This is a genomic window from Pseudomonas frederiksbergensis (assembly GCF_003732665.1).
Lineage (GTDB): Bacteria > Pseudomonadota > Gammaproteobacteria > Pseudomonadales > Pseudomonadaceae > Aquipseudomonas > Aquipseudomonas frederiksbergensis_G.
In genome coordinates, this window is sequence record NZ_MOBP01000006.1 from 161,267 (window position 1) to 178,463 (window position 17,197).

Consider the following 17,197-nt stretch of genomic DNA (forward strand, 5'->3'; position numbering starts at 1 on the left):
ATCAGGCCACATTGCCGGTCGGGTGGTAGTCCTTGAGCAGCAGGTACGTGCTCCAGCCCCACCAGTCGTCGACGGTGGCGGTGTCGTTGAGGTTGTTCACATCCTTGCGTCGCAGGACCTTGCCGCCCTGAACCCGAAACAGTGGCGAGAAATTGCTCGCCAGGTTCAGCACCGCTTGCAGGTCCGGCAATCGTTTCAACGCCGCAAAACTACTGGGCACCGCCAGCGTGCCGCTGAGATAAGCCGCGAATACTTCATCCGCCGACAACTGAACCGCTTGATTGACGTGCAGACGATTGGCGTTGTCGATGGCGTCGAAGTAACGCTTGTCGCCATAGGCACGCCAGTGCTCGCCGTTGCCGTTTTGCACGTTGAGGCCGAACTTGCTGTCTTCGTCGTGCATGAAACGGGTGATCAGCGAGCCCAGGTCACTCGGCGTCACCGCCGCTGCCACGGCTTTGCGCGGCACCCGCAAGTGGCCGGCGGAGAACAGGTCGGTGAGGAAGTGATCGGCAAAGGCATTCATCGCATAGGCGACTTCCAGCTGTTTTTCATCACGGCTGGCGTGGGCCGCTGCTGCATGCTGAAGCGCAGCGGTGTGACCGGCGATATAGGCCTGTTGCGCCCATTCCCCGAAATGATCGGGGTTGTTCGCCGCCAGTTTCAGGTAACGACCCAGCGGGAACAGCGCCGAGACGAAACTGCCGCCGCCGGTGATCTTGTTCCACTCCTCCGACAACGTATCACCGAGGGCGTCATAGGCTTCGTGAGGCTGTTTGCCGTCCTTGATCGCCTGTTTAACGGCGTCGATCTCTTTTTGCATCACCGCGAGGATTTGCACGGCTTCGACTTTTGAGGCGGACAACACCGCCAAGGTGTCGAAAGCAGCGATAAAGCGATTCAGGCGATCCGCCGGGGTCGCGCCGTCGCTCACTGGCCGATCTGGAATGCCATAGAAATCCCCGCCCAATGCCAGCACCTGGCCGTAAGTCGGGGCGAGGCCGTTGGGTAGGTGCAGTTGCACGTCGTGGGCGGGGATCGGTTCGGCGTTCTCGACGAAACGCAGCAGGGTTTGATCGCCAATGGCCGTGTGTTCGCCGCCCTCGAACCGCTGCACAGGCTTGCCTTTCAAGGCGTTGCCGGGAAGTGTCGAGGGTTGATGGCTGTGATGCTCGGCGATGTGCAGCACCAGGTGATCGTTATCCCCGGCAATGGCGATGCCGTGTTCGGTAAACAGATCATCGAAACGGGCGATGACCTGTTTCGTGTATGCCTGCGGTTGTGTGTGTAAACCTGACATTTCTGGCTCCTTGATATGTCGTAGGTAGATTCTGATTGTGCTGTATGGATATACAGCTAAAACGAGCCTAGTCGAGAATCTTCCTACGTCAAGAAACCACCTGGCTGACTCAAATATTGAGCACGGCGATGAAATGCAGTTGACGGTTATTTTTTAAGTTGTACGATGACCTACAACTTCGGCGCAGGCTGAACGGTTTTCTCACACATCACGTCGCTACCCAGGGTGTTCGAATAATGAATCCACAAGAACTGAAGTCCATCCTCTCTTCCGGTCTGCTGTCCTTCCCGGTCACCGACTTCAATGCTCAAGGCGATTTCCATCGCGCCGGCTACATCAAACGTCTCGAATGGCTGGCCCCATACGGCGCCACGGCGTTGTTCGCCGCGGGCGGCACCGGTGAGTTCTTCTCTCTGGCGGCCAGCGAATACTCGGAAATCATCAAGACTGCCGTCGACACCTGCGAAACCAGCGTGCCGATTCTGGCCGGCGTGGGCGGTTCGACCCGTCAAGCCATCGAATACGCACAGGAAGCCGAGCGCTTGGGCGCCAAGGGTCTGTTGCTGCTGCCGCACTACCTGACCGAAGCCAGCCAGGACGGGGTTGCCGCCCACGTTGAAGCCGTGTGCAAATCGGTGAAAATCGGCGTGGTGGTGTACAACCGCAACGTCTGCCGCCTGACCGCGCCATTGCTGGAACGCCTGGCCGAACGCTGCCCGAACCTGATCGGCTACAAGGATGGCCTGGGCGATATCGAGTTGATGGTGTCGATCCGTCGCCGCCTCGGTGATCGCTTCAGCTACCTGGGTGGTTTGCCGACCGCCGAAGTCTACGCCGCTGCTTATAAGGCGCTGGGCGTACCGGTTTACTCCTCGGCGGTGTTCAACTTCATCCCGAAAACCGCGATGGATTTCTACCACGCCATCGCCCGTGAAGATCACGCCACCGTTGGCAAGATCATCGACGACTTCTTCCTGCCGTACCTGGACATCCGTAACCGCAAGGCCGGTTACGCGGTGAGCATCGTCAAGGCCGGGGCAAAAATTGCCGGTTATGACGCAGGTCCTGTGCGTGCACCGCTGACCGATCTGACGGCCGAAGAGTACGAAATGCTCGCGGCGCTGATCGACAAGCAAGGTGCGCAATAACACACCCGATTAAACAAGGCCGCTGAGTGATCAGCGGCTTTTTGCGTAGGAGAAATTCCAGTGGCTGATTCAAAACGCTTTGATAACTACATAAACGGTGAGTGGGTTGCGGGCAGTGAATACTGCGCCAACATCAACCCGTCCGAACTGACTGACACCATCGGCGAATACGCCAAGGCTGATCTGGCCCAGGTCCACGCCGCTATCGACGCCGCTCGCGCCGCGTTCCCGGCCTGGTCGACCTCGGGCATTCAGGCTCGCCACGATTCCCTGGATAAAGTCGGCACTGAAATCCTCGCCCGTCGCGAAGAACTCGGCACCCTGCTGGCCCGGGAAGAGGGCAAGACCCTGCCCGAAGCCATCGGCGAAGTGACCCGTGCCGGCAACATCTTCAAGTTTTTCGCCGGTGAAACCCTGCGCCTGTCCGGCGACTATCTGCCGTCGGTGCGTCCGGGCGTCAACGTTGAAGTCACCCGCGAAGCCTTGGGCGTGGTCGGTCTGATCACGCCGTGGAACTTCCCGATTGCGATCCCGGCATGGAAAATCGCCCCGGCCCTGGCCTACGGCAACTGCGTCGTGCTGAAGCCGGCCGATCTGGTTCCAGGTTGCGCCTGGGCCCTGGCCGAAATCATCTCCCGCGCAGGCTTCCCGGCCGGCGTGTTCAACCTGGTGATGGGCAGCGGTCGTGTGGTTGGCGATGCGCTGGTGCAGAGCCCGAAAGTCGACGGCATCAGCTTCACCGGTTCCGTGGGCGTGGGTCGTCAGATCGCCGTCAGCTGCGTCTCGCGCCAAGCGAAAGTGCAGCTGGAAATGGGTGGCAAGAACCCGCAGATCATTCTCGACGACGCCGACCTCAAACAAGCGGTCGAGCTGTCGGTACAGAGTGCGTTCTACTCCACCGGCCAGCGCTGCACCGCGTCGAGCCGCTTCATCGTCACCGCCGGGATTCACGACAAATTCGTTGAAGCCGTGGCCGAGCGCATGAAGTCGATCAAGGTCGGCCACGCCCTGAAAACCGGCACCGACATTGGTCCAGTGGTGTCCCAGGCACAGCTTGAGCAAGACTTGAAGTACATCGACATCGGCCAGTCCGAAGGTGCGCGTCTGGTCAGCGGCGGCGGTCTGGTGACCTGCGATACCGAAGGCTACTACCTCGCCCCGACGCTGTTTGCCGACAGCGAAGCGGCGATGCGTATCAGCCGCGAAGAGATTTTCGGCCCGGTGGCCAACGTGGTTCGCGTGGCGGATTACGAAGCGGCCCTGGCCATGGCCAACGACACCGAATTCGGTTTGTCGGCGGGCATTGCCACCACCTCTTTGAAGTACGCCAACCACTTCAAGCGCCACTCCCAGGCCGGGATGGTAATGGTCAACCTGCCGACCGCAGGCGTGGATTACCACGTTCCGTTCGGCGGCCGTAAAGGTTCATCCTATGGTTCCCGCGAGCAAGGTCGCTACGCGCAAGAGTTCTACACGGTCGTGAAAACTTCCTACATCGGATCGTAACCCGCTGCACTGCGGTGTCCGGTTCTATCGGCCGCCGCATACCCCTGTAGGAGCTGCCGAAGGCTGCGATCTTTTGATCTTGATCCTGGTGCCCTTGAAGGCGCTGAAGATCAAAAGATCGCAGCCTCGTTTCACTCGGCAGCTCCTACGGGGAGTAAAGGAATACAGGGAATACCCAGTTTCACCCGCGCATAAAAATAATCAGTGGGAGTACATCTACATGCAAGCGACCAAGCCGACCCACGTCCGCTATTTGATTTTGCTCATGCTTTTTTTGGTGACCACGATCAACTACGCCGACCGGGCCACTATCGCCATCGCCGGCTCCAGCCTGCAAAAAGACCTCGGCATCGACGCGGTCACCCTCGGCTACATCTTCTCTGCATTCGGTTGGGCCTACGTGGCCGGGCAAATTCCCGGTGGCTGGCTGCTCGACCGTTTCGGCTCGAAAAAAATCTATGCGCTGAGCATCTTCACCTGGTCGCTGTTCACCGTGTTGCAGGGCTATGTCGGTGAGTTCGGCATGTCCACGGCCATCGTCGCGCTGTTCATGCTGCGCTTCCTGGTGGGCCTGGCCGAAGCGCCATCCTTCCCCGGTAATGCACGCATCGTCGCGGCCTGGTTCCCGACCGCTGAACGCGGTACGGCGTCTGCGATCTTCAACTCGGCGCAGTACTTCGCCACCGTGTTGTTTGCACCGCTGATGGGCTGGATCGTCTACACCTTCGGCTGGCAGCATGTGTTTGTGGTGATGGGCGGCATCGGCATTGTGTTCTCGCTGATCTGGCTGAAAGTTATCCACAGTCCGCGCCAGCACCCGATGATCAACGACGCCGAGTTCAAGCACATCGCCGACAACGGCGGCATGGTCGATATGGACCAGGACAAAGGCACAGGTAAAAAAGTCGACGGTCCGAAGTGGGATTACATCCGCCAGTTGCTCACCAACCGCATGATGCTCGGCGTGTACCTGGGCCAGTACTGCATCAATGGCATCACCTACTTCTTCCTGACCTGGTTTCCGGTGTACCTGGTGCAAGAACGCGGTATGACGATTCTCAAGGCCGGTTTCATCGCTTCGCTGCCGGCCATCTGCGGCTTCATCGGCGGTGTGCTCGGCGGGGTGATTTCCGATTACCTGCTGCGCAAGGGCCATTCCCTGACCTTCGCGCGCAAGGCGCCGATCATTGCCGGGTTGCTGGTTTCCAGCAGCATCGTGGCGTGCAACTACGTGGACATCGAATGGATGGTGGTCGGCTTCATGGCCCTGGCGTTCTTCGGTAAAGGCGTTGGCGCGCTGGGCTGGGCGGTGGTGTCCGACACCTCGCCGAAACAGATCGCCGGTTTGAGTGGCGGCCTGTTCAACATGTTCGGCAACATCGCCTCGATTACCACGCCGATTGTCATCGGCTACATCATCAGCGCCACCGGTTCGTTCAAATGGGCGTTGGTGTTTGTCGGTTGCAATGCGCTGGTGGCGGTGTTCAGTTACCTGGTGATCGTCGGCCCGATCAAACGCGTGGTGCTCAAAGAGCCGCCAAGCACCGGTCCTGAGCTGACCAAATTATCTGAAGCGCATTCCTGAGGAGCGGCGTCATGCAGTTGATTGAACATTCCGACTCGCCGCGCTACATCCGCCTGCACGAGCGGGACAACGTAGTGATCGTGGTCAATGACCAAGGCGTGCCCGCCGGCACTGAATTCCCGGATGGTCTGGTGACGGTGGACTTCGTGCCCCAGAGCCATAAGGTCACCCTTGAGGACATTCCCGAGGGCGGTCAGGTGATTCGCTACGGCCAGACCATCGGCTACGCCTTGCAGCCGATCCCGCGGGGCAGTTGGGTCAAGGAAGATCAACTGCGCATGCCCACCGCGCCACCGCTGGACAGCCTGCCGCTGTCCACGGACGTGCCAGCGAGCCAGGCACCGCTGGAAGGCTTCACCTTCGAGGGTTATCGCAACGCCGACGGCACCGTCGGCACGCGCAATATTCTCGGGATTACCACAACGGTGCAGTGCGTCACCGGCGTGCTCGATCATGCGGTCAAGCGGATCAAGGACGAGTTGCTGCCGCTGTATCCGCACGTCGATGACGTGGTGGCGCTGACCCACAGCTACGGCTGTGGCGTGGCGATTACCGCCACTGACGCGTACATCCCGATCCGCACGGTTCGCAACCTGGCGCGCAACCCGAACCTGGGCGGCGAAGCCTTGGTGATCAGCCTCGGTTGCGAGAAATTGCAGGCCGGGCAGGTGATGCACGACAACGACAGCTCGGTGGATTTGAGCGAGCCGTGGCTGTATCGCTTGCAGGATTCCAGTCACGGTTTCACCGAGATGATCGAGCAGATCATGGCCCTGGCCGAAACGCGTTTGAAGAAGCTCGATAAACGTCGCCGGGAAACCGTGCCGGCGTCCGAGCTGATCCTCGGCATGCAGTGCGGCGGCAGCGATGCGTTTTCCGGGATCACCGCCAACCCGGCGCTGGGCTATGCCTCGGACCTGTTGCTGCGGGCGGGGGCGACGGTGATGTTTTCCGAAGTCACCGAAGTGCGCGATGCGATTTACCTGCTGACCTCCCGGGCCGAAACCAAGGAAGTCGCCGAGGAACTGGTGCGGGAAATGGACTGGTACGACCGTTACCTGGCCAAGGGCGAAGCGGATCGCAGCGCCAATACCACGCCGGGGAACAAGAAGGGCGGGTTGTCGAACATTGTCGAGAAGTCACTGGGCTCGATCGTCAAATCCGGCAGCAGCGCGATCAACGGGGTGCTCGGCCCTGGCGAACGCTTCAAGCGCAAAGGCCTGATCTTCTGCGCGACCCCGGCCAGTGATTTTGTCTGCGGGACGTTGCAACTGGCGGCAGGGATGAACCTGCACGTGTTCACCACCGGGCGCGGCACGCCGTATGGCCTGGCGATGGCGCCGGTGGTCAAGGTCTCGACCCGGACTGAATTGGCGCAGCGCTGGCCGGATTTGATCGACATCGATGCCGGGCGGATTGCTACCGGGCGCGCTTCGATTGAAGACCTCGGCTGGGAGTTGTTCCACTACTACCTGGACGTGGCCAGCGGCAAAAAGCAGACCTGGGCCGAGCAGCACAAACTGCATAACGACATCACCTTGTTTAACCCAGCGCCGATCACTTAAGACCGAGTCGCCTGCTTCGCGAGCAAGCCCGCTCCCACATTGGATCTGCAGTGTTGATGAGATCCCTGTGGGAGCGGGCTTGCTCGCGAAGGCGGCCTAACAGACGGCAGAGGACTTGCTGGCTTATCATGAGCCCCCTACCGACGCTCACCCAAGGTTAATCCCCGGCATGCTGGCAATCTTCCTCGAAACCCTGAACATCACCGCGCCGGTGTTTGCCATGCTGTTTCTGGGTGTGCTGCTCAAGCGCATCGACTGGATCAACGACAACTTCATCCACACCGCCTCGGCCCTGGTGTTCAACGTCACCATGCCGGCGTTGCTGTTCCTGGGCATCCTGCATGCCGACCTGCACGCGGCGCTGAAACCGGCGTTGCTGATTTACTTTTCGCTAGCCACCCTGGCAAGTTTCGCCATCGCCTGGGGCTGGGCGATCTGGAAGTGCCCACGGGAAGACCGGGGCATCTACACCCAGGGCGCGTTTCGCGGCAACAACGGGGTGATCGGCCTGGCGCTGGCGGCGAGCATGTACGGCGACTACGGAATTTCCCTTGGGGCGATTCTCGCGGCGCTCGTCATTCTGTTTTACAACACCCTCTCAACCATCGTGCTGGCGGTGTACAGCCCGGTGATCAAGTCCGATCCGTGGAGCATCTGCAAAAGCGTGATGGCCAACCCGCTGATCATCAGCGTGTTCGCGGCGGCACCGTTTGCCTATTTCAAACTCAGTTTGCCGGGATGGCTGGAAACCTCCGGCCAGTACCTGGCGCAAACCACGTTGCCATTGGCGCTGATCTGCATTGGCGGCACCTTGTCGCTCGCGGCGTTGCGCAAAAGTGGCGACATGGCACTGAGTTCGAGTCTGGTGAAGATGATCGGCCTGCCGGTGCTGGTGACCGTTGGCGCGTGGCTGTGGGGCTTTCGCGGGGCGGAGTTGGGGATTCTGTTTTTGTACTTCGGCAGCCCGACGGCGGCGGCGAGTTTTGTTATGGCGCGCCAGGCCAATGGCAACCATGAACTGGCGGCGGCGATTATTGTGATCACCACCTTGATGGCGGCGGTGACCACCAATATCGGGATCTTTGTGTTGCAGTGGGGTGGGTGGATCTAGTCTTCAAAATTTGTGGTGATTTTGAGGGCCTCTTCGCGGGCAAGCCTCGCTCCTACAGGGGGATCACCGAACCCGTAGGAGCGAGGCTTGCCCGCGAAGGCGATGGCCCTGCTCACTCCGGCTTCTGATAACTGTCGATCACTTCCTGCGCCGCTCGAAACGCATCAATCGCCGCCGGCACGCCGGCATACACCGCGCAATGCAGCAGCGCCTCGCGAATCTCTTCCACCGTGCAACCGTTGTTCAACGCACCACGCACGTGCCCCTTCAACTCCTGCGGACACTTCAACGCAGTCAGTGCGGCGAGGGTGATCAGGCTGCGGGTTTTCAGCGGCAGGCCTTCACGGTTCCAGACGCTGCCCCAGGCGTGTTCGTTGACGAAATCCTGCAACGGCTGACTGAACTCGGTGGCATTGCCCAGTGCGCGGTCGACGAACGCATCGCCCATCACTTGGCGGCGGACTTCAACGCCGGGTTTTTTGTTGTCGGTCATGGCACATCCCTCTTGTGGTGTTGGCGACGCCAGGCGCGCAGCGACGTGAACAGCAAGAACGCCATCAGCGCCGGCAGGACGAAAATCAGCATCAGGTGTTCCAGCTTGCCGGCCAGGGGCATGCCGGTGGTGAACGACACCACGTGCAACCCGTACGCCAGGTATAAACCGAGGAACAGCAGCCCCTCGGCTCGGGTCACGCGGTAACCGGAATAGAACACCGGCAGGCACAGCGCGGCGACGCCGAGCATCACCGGCAAGTCGAAGTCCAGGGCGTTGGGCGACACCGACAGCGGCGACGGCGCCACCAGCGCGGTAAAACCGAGCACGCCCAGCAGGTTGAACAGGTTGCTGCCGATCACGTTGCCCACGGCGATCTCCCGTTGACCGCGCAGTGCGGCGATCAGCGAGGTGGCCAGTTCTGGCAGGGAAGTGCTGATGGCGACGATGGTCAGGCCGATGATCCGCTCCGACAGCCCCAGGTCGGTGGCGACTGACACGGCGGCGCCCAGCAGCAAGTGTCCGGCGTAAACGAGCATCGCCAGCCCGGCGACGATCATCAACAGGCTGCTGATCCACGGTGCTTGTGCTTTCGATTCTTGGCTCGATGGCGGCCGGGCCGAGTGCCGCGACTGACGCAGCAGCAAGCCCAGGTACACCGCCAGCGCGGCCAGCAGGATCACGCCGTCGGTGCGGGTCAGTTCTTCGTTCCAGGCCAGCACGCAGACCAGCAGGCTGGCGCCGATCATCAGTGGGATATCCAGGCGCACCAGTTGCCGCGATACCCGCAACGGAATGATCAGCGCCGACAGGCCCAGGGTGACGAGGATGTTGAAGATACTGCTGCCGATCACGCTGCCCACGGCGATGTCGGCGTTTTGCGCGAGCATGGCTTGCAGGCTGACGGCCATTTGTGGGGCGCTGCTGCCGAGGGCGACGATGGTCAGGCCGATGATCAGCGGCCGCACATGCAGACGCGCGGCCAGGCGCACGGCGGCGCGCACCATCAGCTCGGCGCCGGCGATCAGCAACAATAGACCGCTGAGCAGTTCGATCACGCTCAGCAGGGGGATGTCTTCTAAACCGTAAATGGTCGGGGCTCCATCAATCGTCCAGGGCCTGCACGCGAACCTTTGCGGTGCCACTGCCGATCATGCCGAGCCGTACCGCAGCGGCATGGGACACGTCGATCAGGCGCCCACGGGTATGCGGCCCACGATCATTGATACGGACCACGCAGGATTTGTCGTTATTCAGATTGGTGACCTTCACCCGTGTGCCGAAGGGTAGCTGGCGATGGGCAGCGGTCAGGGAATTCTTGTCGAAACGCTCACCGCTGGCGGTGCGTTTACCTTGGTGTTTGGCGCCGTAATAGGAGGCGGTGCCGGTCTTGTCGTAGCCGTGTGGATCGATGATGTCGTTGCTGGCGCAACCGGCCAGCAGGGAGAGCAGGGCGCAGGCACTGAGCAGACGCTTCATTCAGATGTTTCCCGATACAAATGTGGGAGCGGGCTTGCTCGCGAAGGCGTCGTGCCAGTCGACATTGATATCGACTGATACGGCGCCTTCGCGAGCAAGCCCGCTCCCACAGGGGTTAGAGCCAGGCTTTAGATCTGGCTCCATTCGCATCAGCCTTCGAGCTTGCTTTTCAGCAGCTCGTTGACCTGTTGCGGGTTGGCCTTGCCCTTGGAGGCTTTCATGGCCTGGCCGACGAAGAAGCCGAACATCTTGCCGCGTTTGGCTTCGTCTGCCGCACGGTATTGTTCGACCTGTTCGGCGTTGGCCGCGAGCATCTCGTCGAGCACCGCAGAAATCGCGCCGCTGTCGGTGACTTGCTTGAGGCCACGTTTTTCGATGATCTCGTCCGCGCTGCCTTCGCCGTTGGCCATCGCTTCGAACACTACCTTGGCGATTTTGCCGGAGATGGTGTTGTCGGTGATGCGCAGCAGCATGCCGCCCAGTTGCTCGGCCGAAACCGGCGACTGATCGATGTCCAGGCCCTGTTTGTTCAACAGGCTGCCCAGCTCAACCATCACCCAGTTGGCCGCCAGTTTGGCGTCGCCGCCGATGCTTGCGACTTTCTCGAAGTAATCGGCTTGCTCGCGGCTGGTGGCCAGGACGCTGGCGTCATACACCGACAGGCCGAACTGCGCCTGGAAACGCTCGCGTTTCTGCGGTGGCAATTCTGGCAGGGTGGCGCGCACGTCATTGAGGAACGAGTCCTCGATGATGACCGGCAACAGGTCCGGATCGGGGAAGTAACGGTAGTCGTTGGCTTCCTCCTTGCTGCGCATCGGACGGGTTTCGTCCTTGTTCGGATCGTACAGGCGCGTCTGCTGGATCACCTTGCCGCCGTCTTCGATCAGCTCGATCTGACGCTGTACTTCGCTGTTGATCGCCTTCTCGATGAAACGGAACGAGTTGACGTTCTTGATCTCGCAGCGGGTGCCGAACTCAACCTGGCCCTTCGGACGGATCGACACGTTGCAGTCGCAACGCAGCGAACCTTCGGCCATGTTGCCGTCGCAGATGCCCAGGTAACGCACCAGCGCGTGGACGGTCTTGACGTAGGCCACGGCTTCCTTGGCGCTGCGCATGTCCGGCTCGGAGACGATTTCCAGCAGCGGTGTGCCAGCACGGTTCAGGTCGATGCCGGTGGCGCCGTTGAACTCTTCGTGCAGGCTTTTACCGGCGTCCTCTTCCAGGTGCGCACGGGTCACGCCGACACGTTTGATCGTGCCGTCTTCCATGGCGATGTCCAGGTGGCCCTTGCCGACGATCGGCAATTCCATCTGGCTGATCTGGTAGCCCTTGGGCAGGTCCGGGTAGAAGTAGTTTTTACGGGCGAACACGTTGTGCTGACCGATTTCGGCATCGATAGCCAGGCCGAACATCACCGCCATGCGCACCGCTTCCTGGTTCAGCACCGGCAGTACGCCGGGCATGCCCAGGTCTACCAGGCTGGCCTGGGTGTTCGGCTCGGAACCGAAGGTGGTGGAACTACCGGAAAAGATTTTCGACCGGGTGGTGAGCTGGGTATGAATCTCCAGCCCGATCACGACTTCCCATTGCATGTGTTTCTCCTCAGAAGCCGGTTGGGGTGCGGGTGTGCCAGTCAGTGTTGAGCTGATACTGGTGGGCAACGTTCAACAGGCGACCTTCCTGGAAATACGGGGCGAGCAATTGCACGCCGACCGGCAGACCGTCGACAAAACCGGCCGGCATGGACAAGCCCGGCAGACCCGCGAGGTTGGCGGTGATGGTGTAGACGTCTTCCAGATAAGCAGCGACCGGGTCACTGTTCTTGGCGCCGAGCTTCCAGGCCGGGTTCGGCGTGGTTGGACCGAGGATGATGTCGACCTCGGTGAAGGCAGCCATGAAGTCGTTCTTCACCAGACGGCGAATCTTCTGCGCCTTCAGGTAGTAGGCGTCGTAGTAACCGGCGGACAGCGCGTAGGCACCGACCATGATCCGGCGCTGCACTTCCGCGCCGAAGCCTTCGCCACGGGAGCGCTTGTACAGGTCTTCCAGGTTTTTCGGGTCTTCGCAGCGATAGCCGAAACGCACGCCGTCGAACCGCGACAGGTTGGAAGAGGCTTCTGCCGGGGCGATCACGTAGTACGCAGGAATCGCGTGCTGCATGTTCGGCAGGCTGATTTCCTTGACCACGGCGCCGAGCTTTTCCAGCTCCTTGACGCTGTTGTGGATCAGCTCGGCGATGCGCGGGTCGAGACCGGCGCTGAAGTATTCCTTCGGCACGCCGATGCGCAGGCCTTGCAAGGAGGTGTTGAGGCTGGCGCTGTAATCCGGCACGGGCTCGTCGATGCTGGTGGAGTCATTGGCATCGAAACCGGCCATGCCTTGCAACAAAATCGCGCAGTCTTCAGCAGTGCGCGCCAACGGGCCGCCCTGATCGAGGCTGGAGGCGTAGGCGATCATGCCCCAGCGTGAAACGCGACCGTAGGTCGGTTTCAGGCCGGTGAGGTTGGTGAACGCCGCAGGCTGGCGGATCGAGCCGCCGGTGTCGGTGGCGGTCGCGGCGGGCAACAGGCGAGCGGCAACGGCCGCCGCCGAACCACCGGACGAACCACCCGGCACGTGTTCCAGGTTCCACGGGTTTTTCACCGCGCCGTAGTAGCTCGACTCGTTGGCCGAACCCATGGCGAATTCGTCCATGTTGGTCTTGCCCAGGGTCACGGCACCGGCAGCGGCCAGTTTGGCGACCACGGTGGCGTCATACGGTGCTTTAAAGTTGTCGAGCATCTTCGAGCCGCAGCTGGTGCGAATGCCCTGGGTGCAGAACAAATCCTTGTGGGCGATCGGCGCGCCGAGCAGGGCGCCGCTCTCACCATTGGCGCGGCGTGCGTCAGCGGCTTTCGCCTGCTGGAGCGCCAGGTCTTCGGTGAGGCTGATGAAACTGTTGAGCTGTGGATCGAGCTGGGCGATGCGCGCCAGCAGGACTTTGGTCAGCTCTTCGGAGGAAAACTTTTTATCGGCGAGTCCGCGGGCGATCTCGGCCAGAGTCATTTGATGCATTGCAGGCTCTTTCCCTTTAGTCGATGACTTTCGGAACCAGGTACAGGCCGTTTTCGACCGCTGGTGCGATGGACTGATAGGCCTCGCGATGATTGGTCTCGGTCACCACGTCCGCACGCAGGCGCTGGCTGGCTTCCAGCGGGTGGGCCAGCGGCTCGATACCATCGGTATTGACCGCCTGCATTTCGTCGACCAGGCCGAGAATGCTGTTCAGGGCCGATGTGATGTGTGGAAGATCGGCATCATTCAGGCCCAGACAGGCCAGATGTGCGATTTTTTCCACGTCGGAGCGTTCAAGCGCCATTGCGATTCTCCAGTGGAAAACAGAACGGACGGCGTCCGTGTGTTAGATTGTCGGAACACTACCGCATTTCTACGGTCATAAGGCCGCGATTGTGGGGGTTGGTGCACAGAAAAGCGGCCAATTTAACATATTGGCGCCTTGCCCAAAATCCCTGTCGTTGTTAGAGTTTGCCGCACTTTTTTACCCACGCGTTGCCTAGGGTCCCTTTCCCATGTTCAAGAAACTGCGTGGCATGTTTTCCAGCGATCTTTCCATTGACCTGGGCACTGCCAACACCCTTATTTACGTGCGCGAGCGCGGAATCGTCCTGAATGAGCCCTCCGTTGTGGCTATTCGGACACACGGTAACCAGAAAAGTGTCGTTGCTGTCGGCACCGAGGCCAAGCGCATGCTCGGCCGTACGCCGGGCAACATTGCTGCCATTCGTCCGATGAAGGACGGCGTGATTGCCGACTTCAGCGTTTGCGAAAAGATGCTGCAGTACTTTATCAACAAGGTTCACGAAAACAGCTTCCTGCAGCCTAGCCCTCGAGTGCTGATCTGCGTTCCATGCAAATCCACCCAGGTGGAGCGTCGTGCCATCCGTGAATCGGCCCTTGGCGCCGGTGCCCGTGAAGTGTTCCTGATCGAAGAGCCGATGGCTGCTGCGATCGGTGCCGGCCTGCCGGTTGAAGAAGCGCGCGGTTCGATGGTGGTCGATATCGGGGGCGGTACTACTGAAATCGCCCTGATCTCCCTGAACGGTGTGGTCTACGCCGAATCCGTACGGGTTGGCGGCGACCGCTTCGACGAAGCGATCATCACCTACGTGCGTCGCAACTACGGCAGCCTGATCGGCGAATCCACTGCCGAGCGCATCAAGCAGGAAATCGGTACGGCCTACCCGGGCGGCGAAGTTCGTGAAGTCGACGTTCGTGGCCGCAACCTGGCCGAAGGCGTTCCACGCGCATTCACCCTGAACTCCAATGAAGTGCTGGAGGCTCTGCAAGAGTCCCTGGCGACCATCGTTCAGGCTGTGAAAAGTGCCCTGGAGCAATCGCCGCCGGAACTGGCTTCCGATATCGCCGAGCGTGGCCTGGTACTGACCGGTGGTGGCGCCCTGCTGCGCGACCTCGACAAGTTGCTGGCCCAGGAAACCGGTCTGCCGGTGATCGTTGCCGAAGATCCGCTGACCTGTGTGGCTCGCGGCGGTGGCCGTGCCCTGGAAATGATGGATAAACACACCATGGATCTGCTGTCGAGCGAGTGATATCGCCCGACGCATCTATGCTGTGAGCGCGCAGGCAGCACTTTGCAGTGCTGCCTGTTGCGTTTATCTTCTGTCAGTCTGCATCCAGGCCGGTTTGATGGCGTATGAATAAAGAGAACATTTGCCTGGGAGGAGCGGCTTATTAAACCGCTTTTCGCCAAAGGCCCCTCACTGGGCGTGCGCTTATTGGTGCTGGTCGTGCTTTCGGTCGCGCTGATGGTGGTCGATGCCCGCTTCACACTGCTCAAGCCAGTGCGTAGCCAGATGTCGCTGGTGCTGATGCAGTCCTACTGGATCACCGACCTGCCGCAGCGGTTATGGCAAGGTGTGGCCAGCCAATTCGGCAGCCGGACCGAGCTCGTCGCCGAAAACGAAAAACTCAAGACCGAAAACCTGCTGTTGCAGGGCCGCATGCAAAAGCTTGCAGCCCTCACCGAGCAGAACGTTCGGCTGCGCGAATTGCTAAATTCCTCCGCGCTGGTCAACGAAAAGGTCGAAGTGGCCGAGTTGATCGGCATGGACCCCAACCCCTTCACCCACCGCATCATCATCAATAAAGGTGAGCGCGACGGTGTGGTCCTCGGTCAGCCGGTGCTCGATGCCCGTGGCCTGATGGGCCAGGTGGTGGAGTTGATGCCGTACACCTCCCGCGTCTTGTTGCTGACGGACACGACCCACAGCATTCCCGTGCAAGTGAACCGCAACGGCCTGCGGGCGATTGCCAGCGGCACCGGCAACCCGGAACGCCTGGAATTGCGTCATGTGGCCGACACTGCCGACATTAAAGAAGGCGACCTGCTGGTCAGCTCCGGCCTTGGCCAGCGCTTCCCGGCGGGCTACCCGGTGGCGACGGTCAAGGAAGTGATCCACGATTCCGGCCAGCCGTTTGCCATCGTCCGCGCCGTGCCAACCGCCGCTCTTAACCGCAGCCGTTACCTGCTGCTGGTGTTCAGCGATGGGCGCACCGCCGAAGAACGCGCCAATGAAGCCGCCCAGGCCCAGGAAGCGCTGGACCAGCACGGCGGCGGCCCGATCATTCCGGCCACCGTGCCCAAACCGATTCCGGCGGTCGTGCCGACGCCAGCCGTTGCCGCGCCAGCCACTGCACCTGCGGCCACCACGCCGGCGGCAACGACACCGGCCAAGCCTGCGGCAACGACCCATCCGGCCAAGCCTGTGACCAAGCCGACTGCCGCGAAACCCGCTGCCAAACCGCCAGTCTCTGCACCGGCCACTACTGGGGGACGAGAATAATGGCGGGCGCTACTTCATCGCGAAACGGCTGGATCGTCTGGCTGACCTTCGCCATCGGCCTGCTGCTGAGCGTTTCACCGCTGCCGCAGTTCATGGAAATCCTGCGTCCCTTGTGGCTGGCCTTGCTGCTGGCGTTCTGGGCGCTGGCCCTGCCGCAGACAGTCGGCATGGTCACCGCGTTTTGCCTGGGGTTGGCCGAAGACGTGCTCTATGGCACGTTATTGGGCCAGAACGCCTTGATCCTGACGCTCATCACCTACCTGGTGCTGGCGTTGCAGCAGCGTCTGCGGATGTTCCCGATGTGGCAGCAGTGCCTGGTGATCCTGGTGATCTTCGGCCTCGCCCAACTTGTCCAGTTGTGGCTCAGCGCACTGACCGGCAACCGTCAGCCGACCCTGGCGCTGGTGCTGCCGGCCCTGGTCAGCGCGTTGCTCTGGCCGTGGATCAGCTTCGGTTTGCGTGGGCTGCGTCGACGTTACAAGATCAATTGAATTCGGTCAGGCATTAGCCCGCACCTCGACAAGGGAGATGTCTGGATGAAATCGCTTTACCTCGCTTCAGGCTCGCCCCGTCGGCGTGAACTGCTCACGCAGATCGGCGTGCCGTTTTCCGCCATCAGCGCGGACATCGATGAAACCCCTTTGCCCAACGAAACCCCATCGGTCTATGTCGAGCGCCTGGCGCGCGGCAAGGCCGAGGCCGGGCGGCGCACGGTTGTGTCCGACGCGGCATTTTGCGTATTGGGCGCCGATACCGCCGTGGTACTGGACGGGAAAATTCTCGGCAAACCGGTGGACGAAGCCGATGCTTGCGCCATGCTTATGCTGTTGTCGGGGCAGGAACACGAAGTCCTGACGGCGATTGCCGTGCTCGATGGCGAGCGTTGCGAATCCCGGGTTGTGCGCAGCCGGGTGCGTTTTCGCGACATCAGCCGCGAAGAAGCGGCGGCCTACTGGGCCAGCGGCGAACCCCGGGACAAGGCCGGCGGCTATGGCATTCAAGGACTGGGTGCGGTGTTTGTCGCCGGCCTCAATGGCAGCTATTCGGCGGTGGTCGGACTGCCGCTGTGCGAAACCTTCGAGGTGCTGGGCCATTTCGGCATACCCTGTTGGCAAACCTTAAACGCGCGCTAAGCGTCGTACTGAC

16 protein-coding genes are annotated in these 17,197 nt (G+C 61.0%); 9 read left to right on the forward strand and 7 right to left on the reverse strand.

From position 1 onward, the window contains the following. Position 1: 1 nt before the first annotated feature. On the reverse strand, positions 2-1,300 hold the full coding sequence (locus BK665_RS10585; protein WP_123405241.1) for a phospholipase: 1,299 nt from the start codon (positions 1,298-1,300) through the stop codon (positions 2-4). A gap of 236 nt (positions 1,301-1,536) precedes the next feature. On the opposite strand from BK665_RS10585, the gene kdgD reads away from it, so the two are divergent. The 5 genes from kdgD (at position 1,537) to BK665_RS10610 (ending at position 8,215) form a co-directional block, all read left to right on the forward strand. Further along, positions 1,537-2,448, forward strand: coding sequence for a 5-dehydro-4-deoxyglucarate dehydratase (gene kdgD, locus BK665_RS10590; protein WP_027924508.1), 912 nt, complete (start codon positions 1,537-1,539; stop codon positions 2,446-2,448). Between the two features lie 60 nt (positions 2,449-2,508). Continuing rightward, complete coding sequence (locus tag BK665_RS10595; RefSeq protein ID WP_123405243.1) at positions 2,509-3,954, forward strand: aldehyde dehydrogenase family protein; 1,446 nt, start codon at positions 2,509-2,511, stop codon at positions 3,952-3,954. Between the two features lie 220 nt (positions 3,955-4,174). Further along, positions 4,175-5,539: an MFS transporter gene (locus BK665_RS10600; protein WP_123405245.1), complete on the forward strand. Its 1,365-nt coding sequence runs from the start codon at positions 4,175-4,177 to the stop codon at positions 5,537-5,539. Between the two features lie 11 nt (positions 5,540-5,550). Further along, a complete protein-coding gene (gene garD / locus BK665_RS10605; RefSeq protein ID WP_123405247.1) occupies positions 5,551-7,104 on the forward strand; it encodes a galactarate dehydratase in 1,554 nt (517 codons plus the stop codon). 169 nt (positions 7,105-7,273) lie between these two features. Next, complete coding sequence (locus BK665_RS10610) at positions 7,274-8,215, forward strand: AEC family transporter (protein WP_123405249.1); 942 nt, start codon at positions 7,274-7,276, stop codon at positions 8,213-8,215. Between the two features lie 112 nt (positions 8,216-8,327). On the opposite strand, the gene BK665_RS10615 is transcribed toward BK665_RS10610, so the two are convergent. From BK665_RS10615 to gatC, 6 genes are all read right to left on the reverse strand, one after another. Further along, positions 8,328-8,708, reverse strand: coding sequence for a carboxymuconolactone decarboxylase family protein (locus BK665_RS10615; RefSeq protein ID WP_090175522.1), 381 nt, complete (start codon positions 8,706-8,708; stop codon positions 8,328-8,330). Then, a complete protein-coding gene (locus BK665_RS10620; protein WP_123405251.1) occupies positions 8,705-9,766 on the reverse strand; it encodes a calcium/sodium antiporter in 1,062 nt (353 codons plus the stop codon). The genes BK665_RS10615 and BK665_RS10620 overlap by 4 nt, the downstream gene beginning before the upstream one ends. A 46-nt stretch (positions 9,767-9,812) precedes the next feature. Further along, positions 9,813-10,187: a septal ring lytic transglycosylase RlpA family protein gene (locus tag BK665_RS10625; protein WP_123405253.1), complete on the reverse strand. Its 375-nt coding sequence runs from the start codon at positions 10,185-10,187 to the stop codon at positions 9,813-9,815. 149 nt (positions 10,188-10,336) lie between these two features. Beyond that, positions 10,337-11,782 carry an Asp-tRNA(Asn)/Glu-tRNA(Gln) amidotransferase subunit GatB gene (gatB, locus tag BK665_RS10635; protein WP_123405255.1) on the reverse strand — a complete coding sequence of 482 codons (1,446 nt, stop codon included), beginning with the start codon at positions 11,780-11,782 and terminating at the stop codon, positions 10,337-10,339. A gap of 10 nt (positions 11,783-11,792) precedes the next feature. Further along, positions 11,793-13,244, reverse strand: a complete 1,452-nt coding sequence (gene gatA, locus BK665_RS10640; RefSeq protein WP_123405257.1) for an Asp-tRNA(Asn)/Glu-tRNA(Gln) amidotransferase subunit GatA — start codon at positions 13,242-13,244, stop codon at positions 11,793-11,795. 16 nt (positions 13,245-13,260) lie between these two features. Continuing rightward, positions 13,261-13,548, reverse strand: a complete 288-nt coding sequence (gene gatC / locus BK665_RS10645; RefSeq protein ID WP_007901429.1) for an Asp-tRNA(Asn)/Glu-tRNA(Gln) amidotransferase subunit GatC — start codon at positions 13,546-13,548, stop codon at positions 13,261-13,263. 211 nt (positions 13,549-13,759) lie between these two features. Between gatC and mreB the strand changes: the two genes are divergently transcribed. The 4 genes from mreB (at position 13,760) to BK665_RS10665 (ending at position 17,184) form a co-directional block, all read left to right on the forward strand. Continuing rightward, entirely contained in the window at positions 13,760-14,797 is a 1,038-nt protein-coding gene (gene mreB, locus BK665_RS10650) for a rod shape-determining protein MreB (protein ID WP_002555108.1), read from the forward strand. Positions 14,798-14,938: 141 nt separating this feature from the next. Continuing rightward, positions 14,939-16,051: a rod shape-determining protein MreC gene (mreC, locus tag BK665_RS10655; RefSeq protein WP_123405259.1), complete on the forward strand. Its 1,113-nt coding sequence runs from the start codon at positions 14,939-14,941 to the stop codon at positions 16,049-16,051. Then, the gene (mreD, locus tag BK665_RS10660; protein WP_123405261.1) at positions 16,051-16,542 is read left to right on the forward strand and encodes a rod shape-determining protein MreD; all 492 of its coding nucleotides are present in this window, start codon (positions 16,051-16,053) and stop codon (positions 16,540-16,542) included. The genes mreC and mreD overlap by 1 nt, the downstream gene beginning before the upstream one ends. A gap of 45 nt (positions 16,543-16,587) precedes the next feature. Next, positions 16,588-17,184, forward strand: coding sequence for a Maf family protein (locus tag BK665_RS10665; RefSeq protein WP_123405263.1), 597 nt, complete (start codon positions 16,588-16,590; stop codon positions 17,182-17,184). Positions 17,185-17,197: the final 13 nt, after the last annotated feature.

Bases quoted from the DNA above. Each gene is read 5' to 3' on its own strand.
- mreB (WP_002555108.1), top strand. From the start codon at position 13,760: ATGTTCAAGAAACTGCGTGGCATGTTTTCCAGCGATCTTTCCATTGAC.
- BK665_RS10610 (WP_123405249.1), top strand. From the start codon at position 7,274: ATGCTGGCAATCTTCCTCGAAACCCTGAACATCACCGCGCCGGTGTTT.
- BK665_RS10585 (WP_123405241.1), bottom strand. From the start codon at position 1,300: ATGTCAGGTTTACACACACAACCGCAGGCATACACGAAACAGGTCATC.
- kdgD (WP_027924508.1), top strand. From the start codon at position 1,537: ATGAATCCACAAGAACTGAAGTCCATCCTCTCTTCCGGTCTGCTGTCC.
- garD (WP_123405247.1), top strand. From the start codon at position 5,551: ATGCAGTTGATTGAACATTCCGACTCGCCGCGCTACATCCGCCTGCAC.
- BK665_RS10625 (WP_123405253.1), bottom strand. From the start codon at position 10,187: ATGAAGCGTCTGCTCAGTGCCTGCGCCCTGCTCTCCCTGCTGGCCGGT.
- gatA (WP_123405257.1), bottom strand. From the start codon at position 13,244: ATGCATCAAATGACTCTGGCCGAGATCGCCCGCGGACTCGCCGATAAA.
- mreD (WP_123405261.1), top strand. From the start codon at position 16,051: ATGGCGGGCGCTACTTCATCGCGAAACGGCTGGATCGTCTGGCTGACC.
- BK665_RS10600 (WP_123405245.1), top strand. From the start codon at position 4,175: ATGCAAGCGACCAAGCCGACCCACGTCCGCTATTTGATTTTGCTCATG.
- gatC (WP_007901429.1), bottom strand. From the start codon at position 13,548: ATGGCGCTTGAACGCTCCGACGTGGAAAAAATCGCACATCTGGCCTGT.
- gatB (WP_123405255.1), bottom strand. From the start codon at position 11,782: ATGCAATGGGAAGTCGTGATCGGGCTGGAGATTCATACCCAGCTCACC.
- BK665_RS10665 (WP_123405263.1), top strand. From the start codon at position 16,588: ATGAAATCGCTTTACCTCGCTTCAGGCTCGCCCCGTCGGCGTGAACTG.
- BK665_RS10615 (WP_090175522.1), bottom strand. From the start codon at position 8,708: ATGACCGACAACAAAAAACCCGGCGTTGAAGTCCGCCGCCAAGTGATG.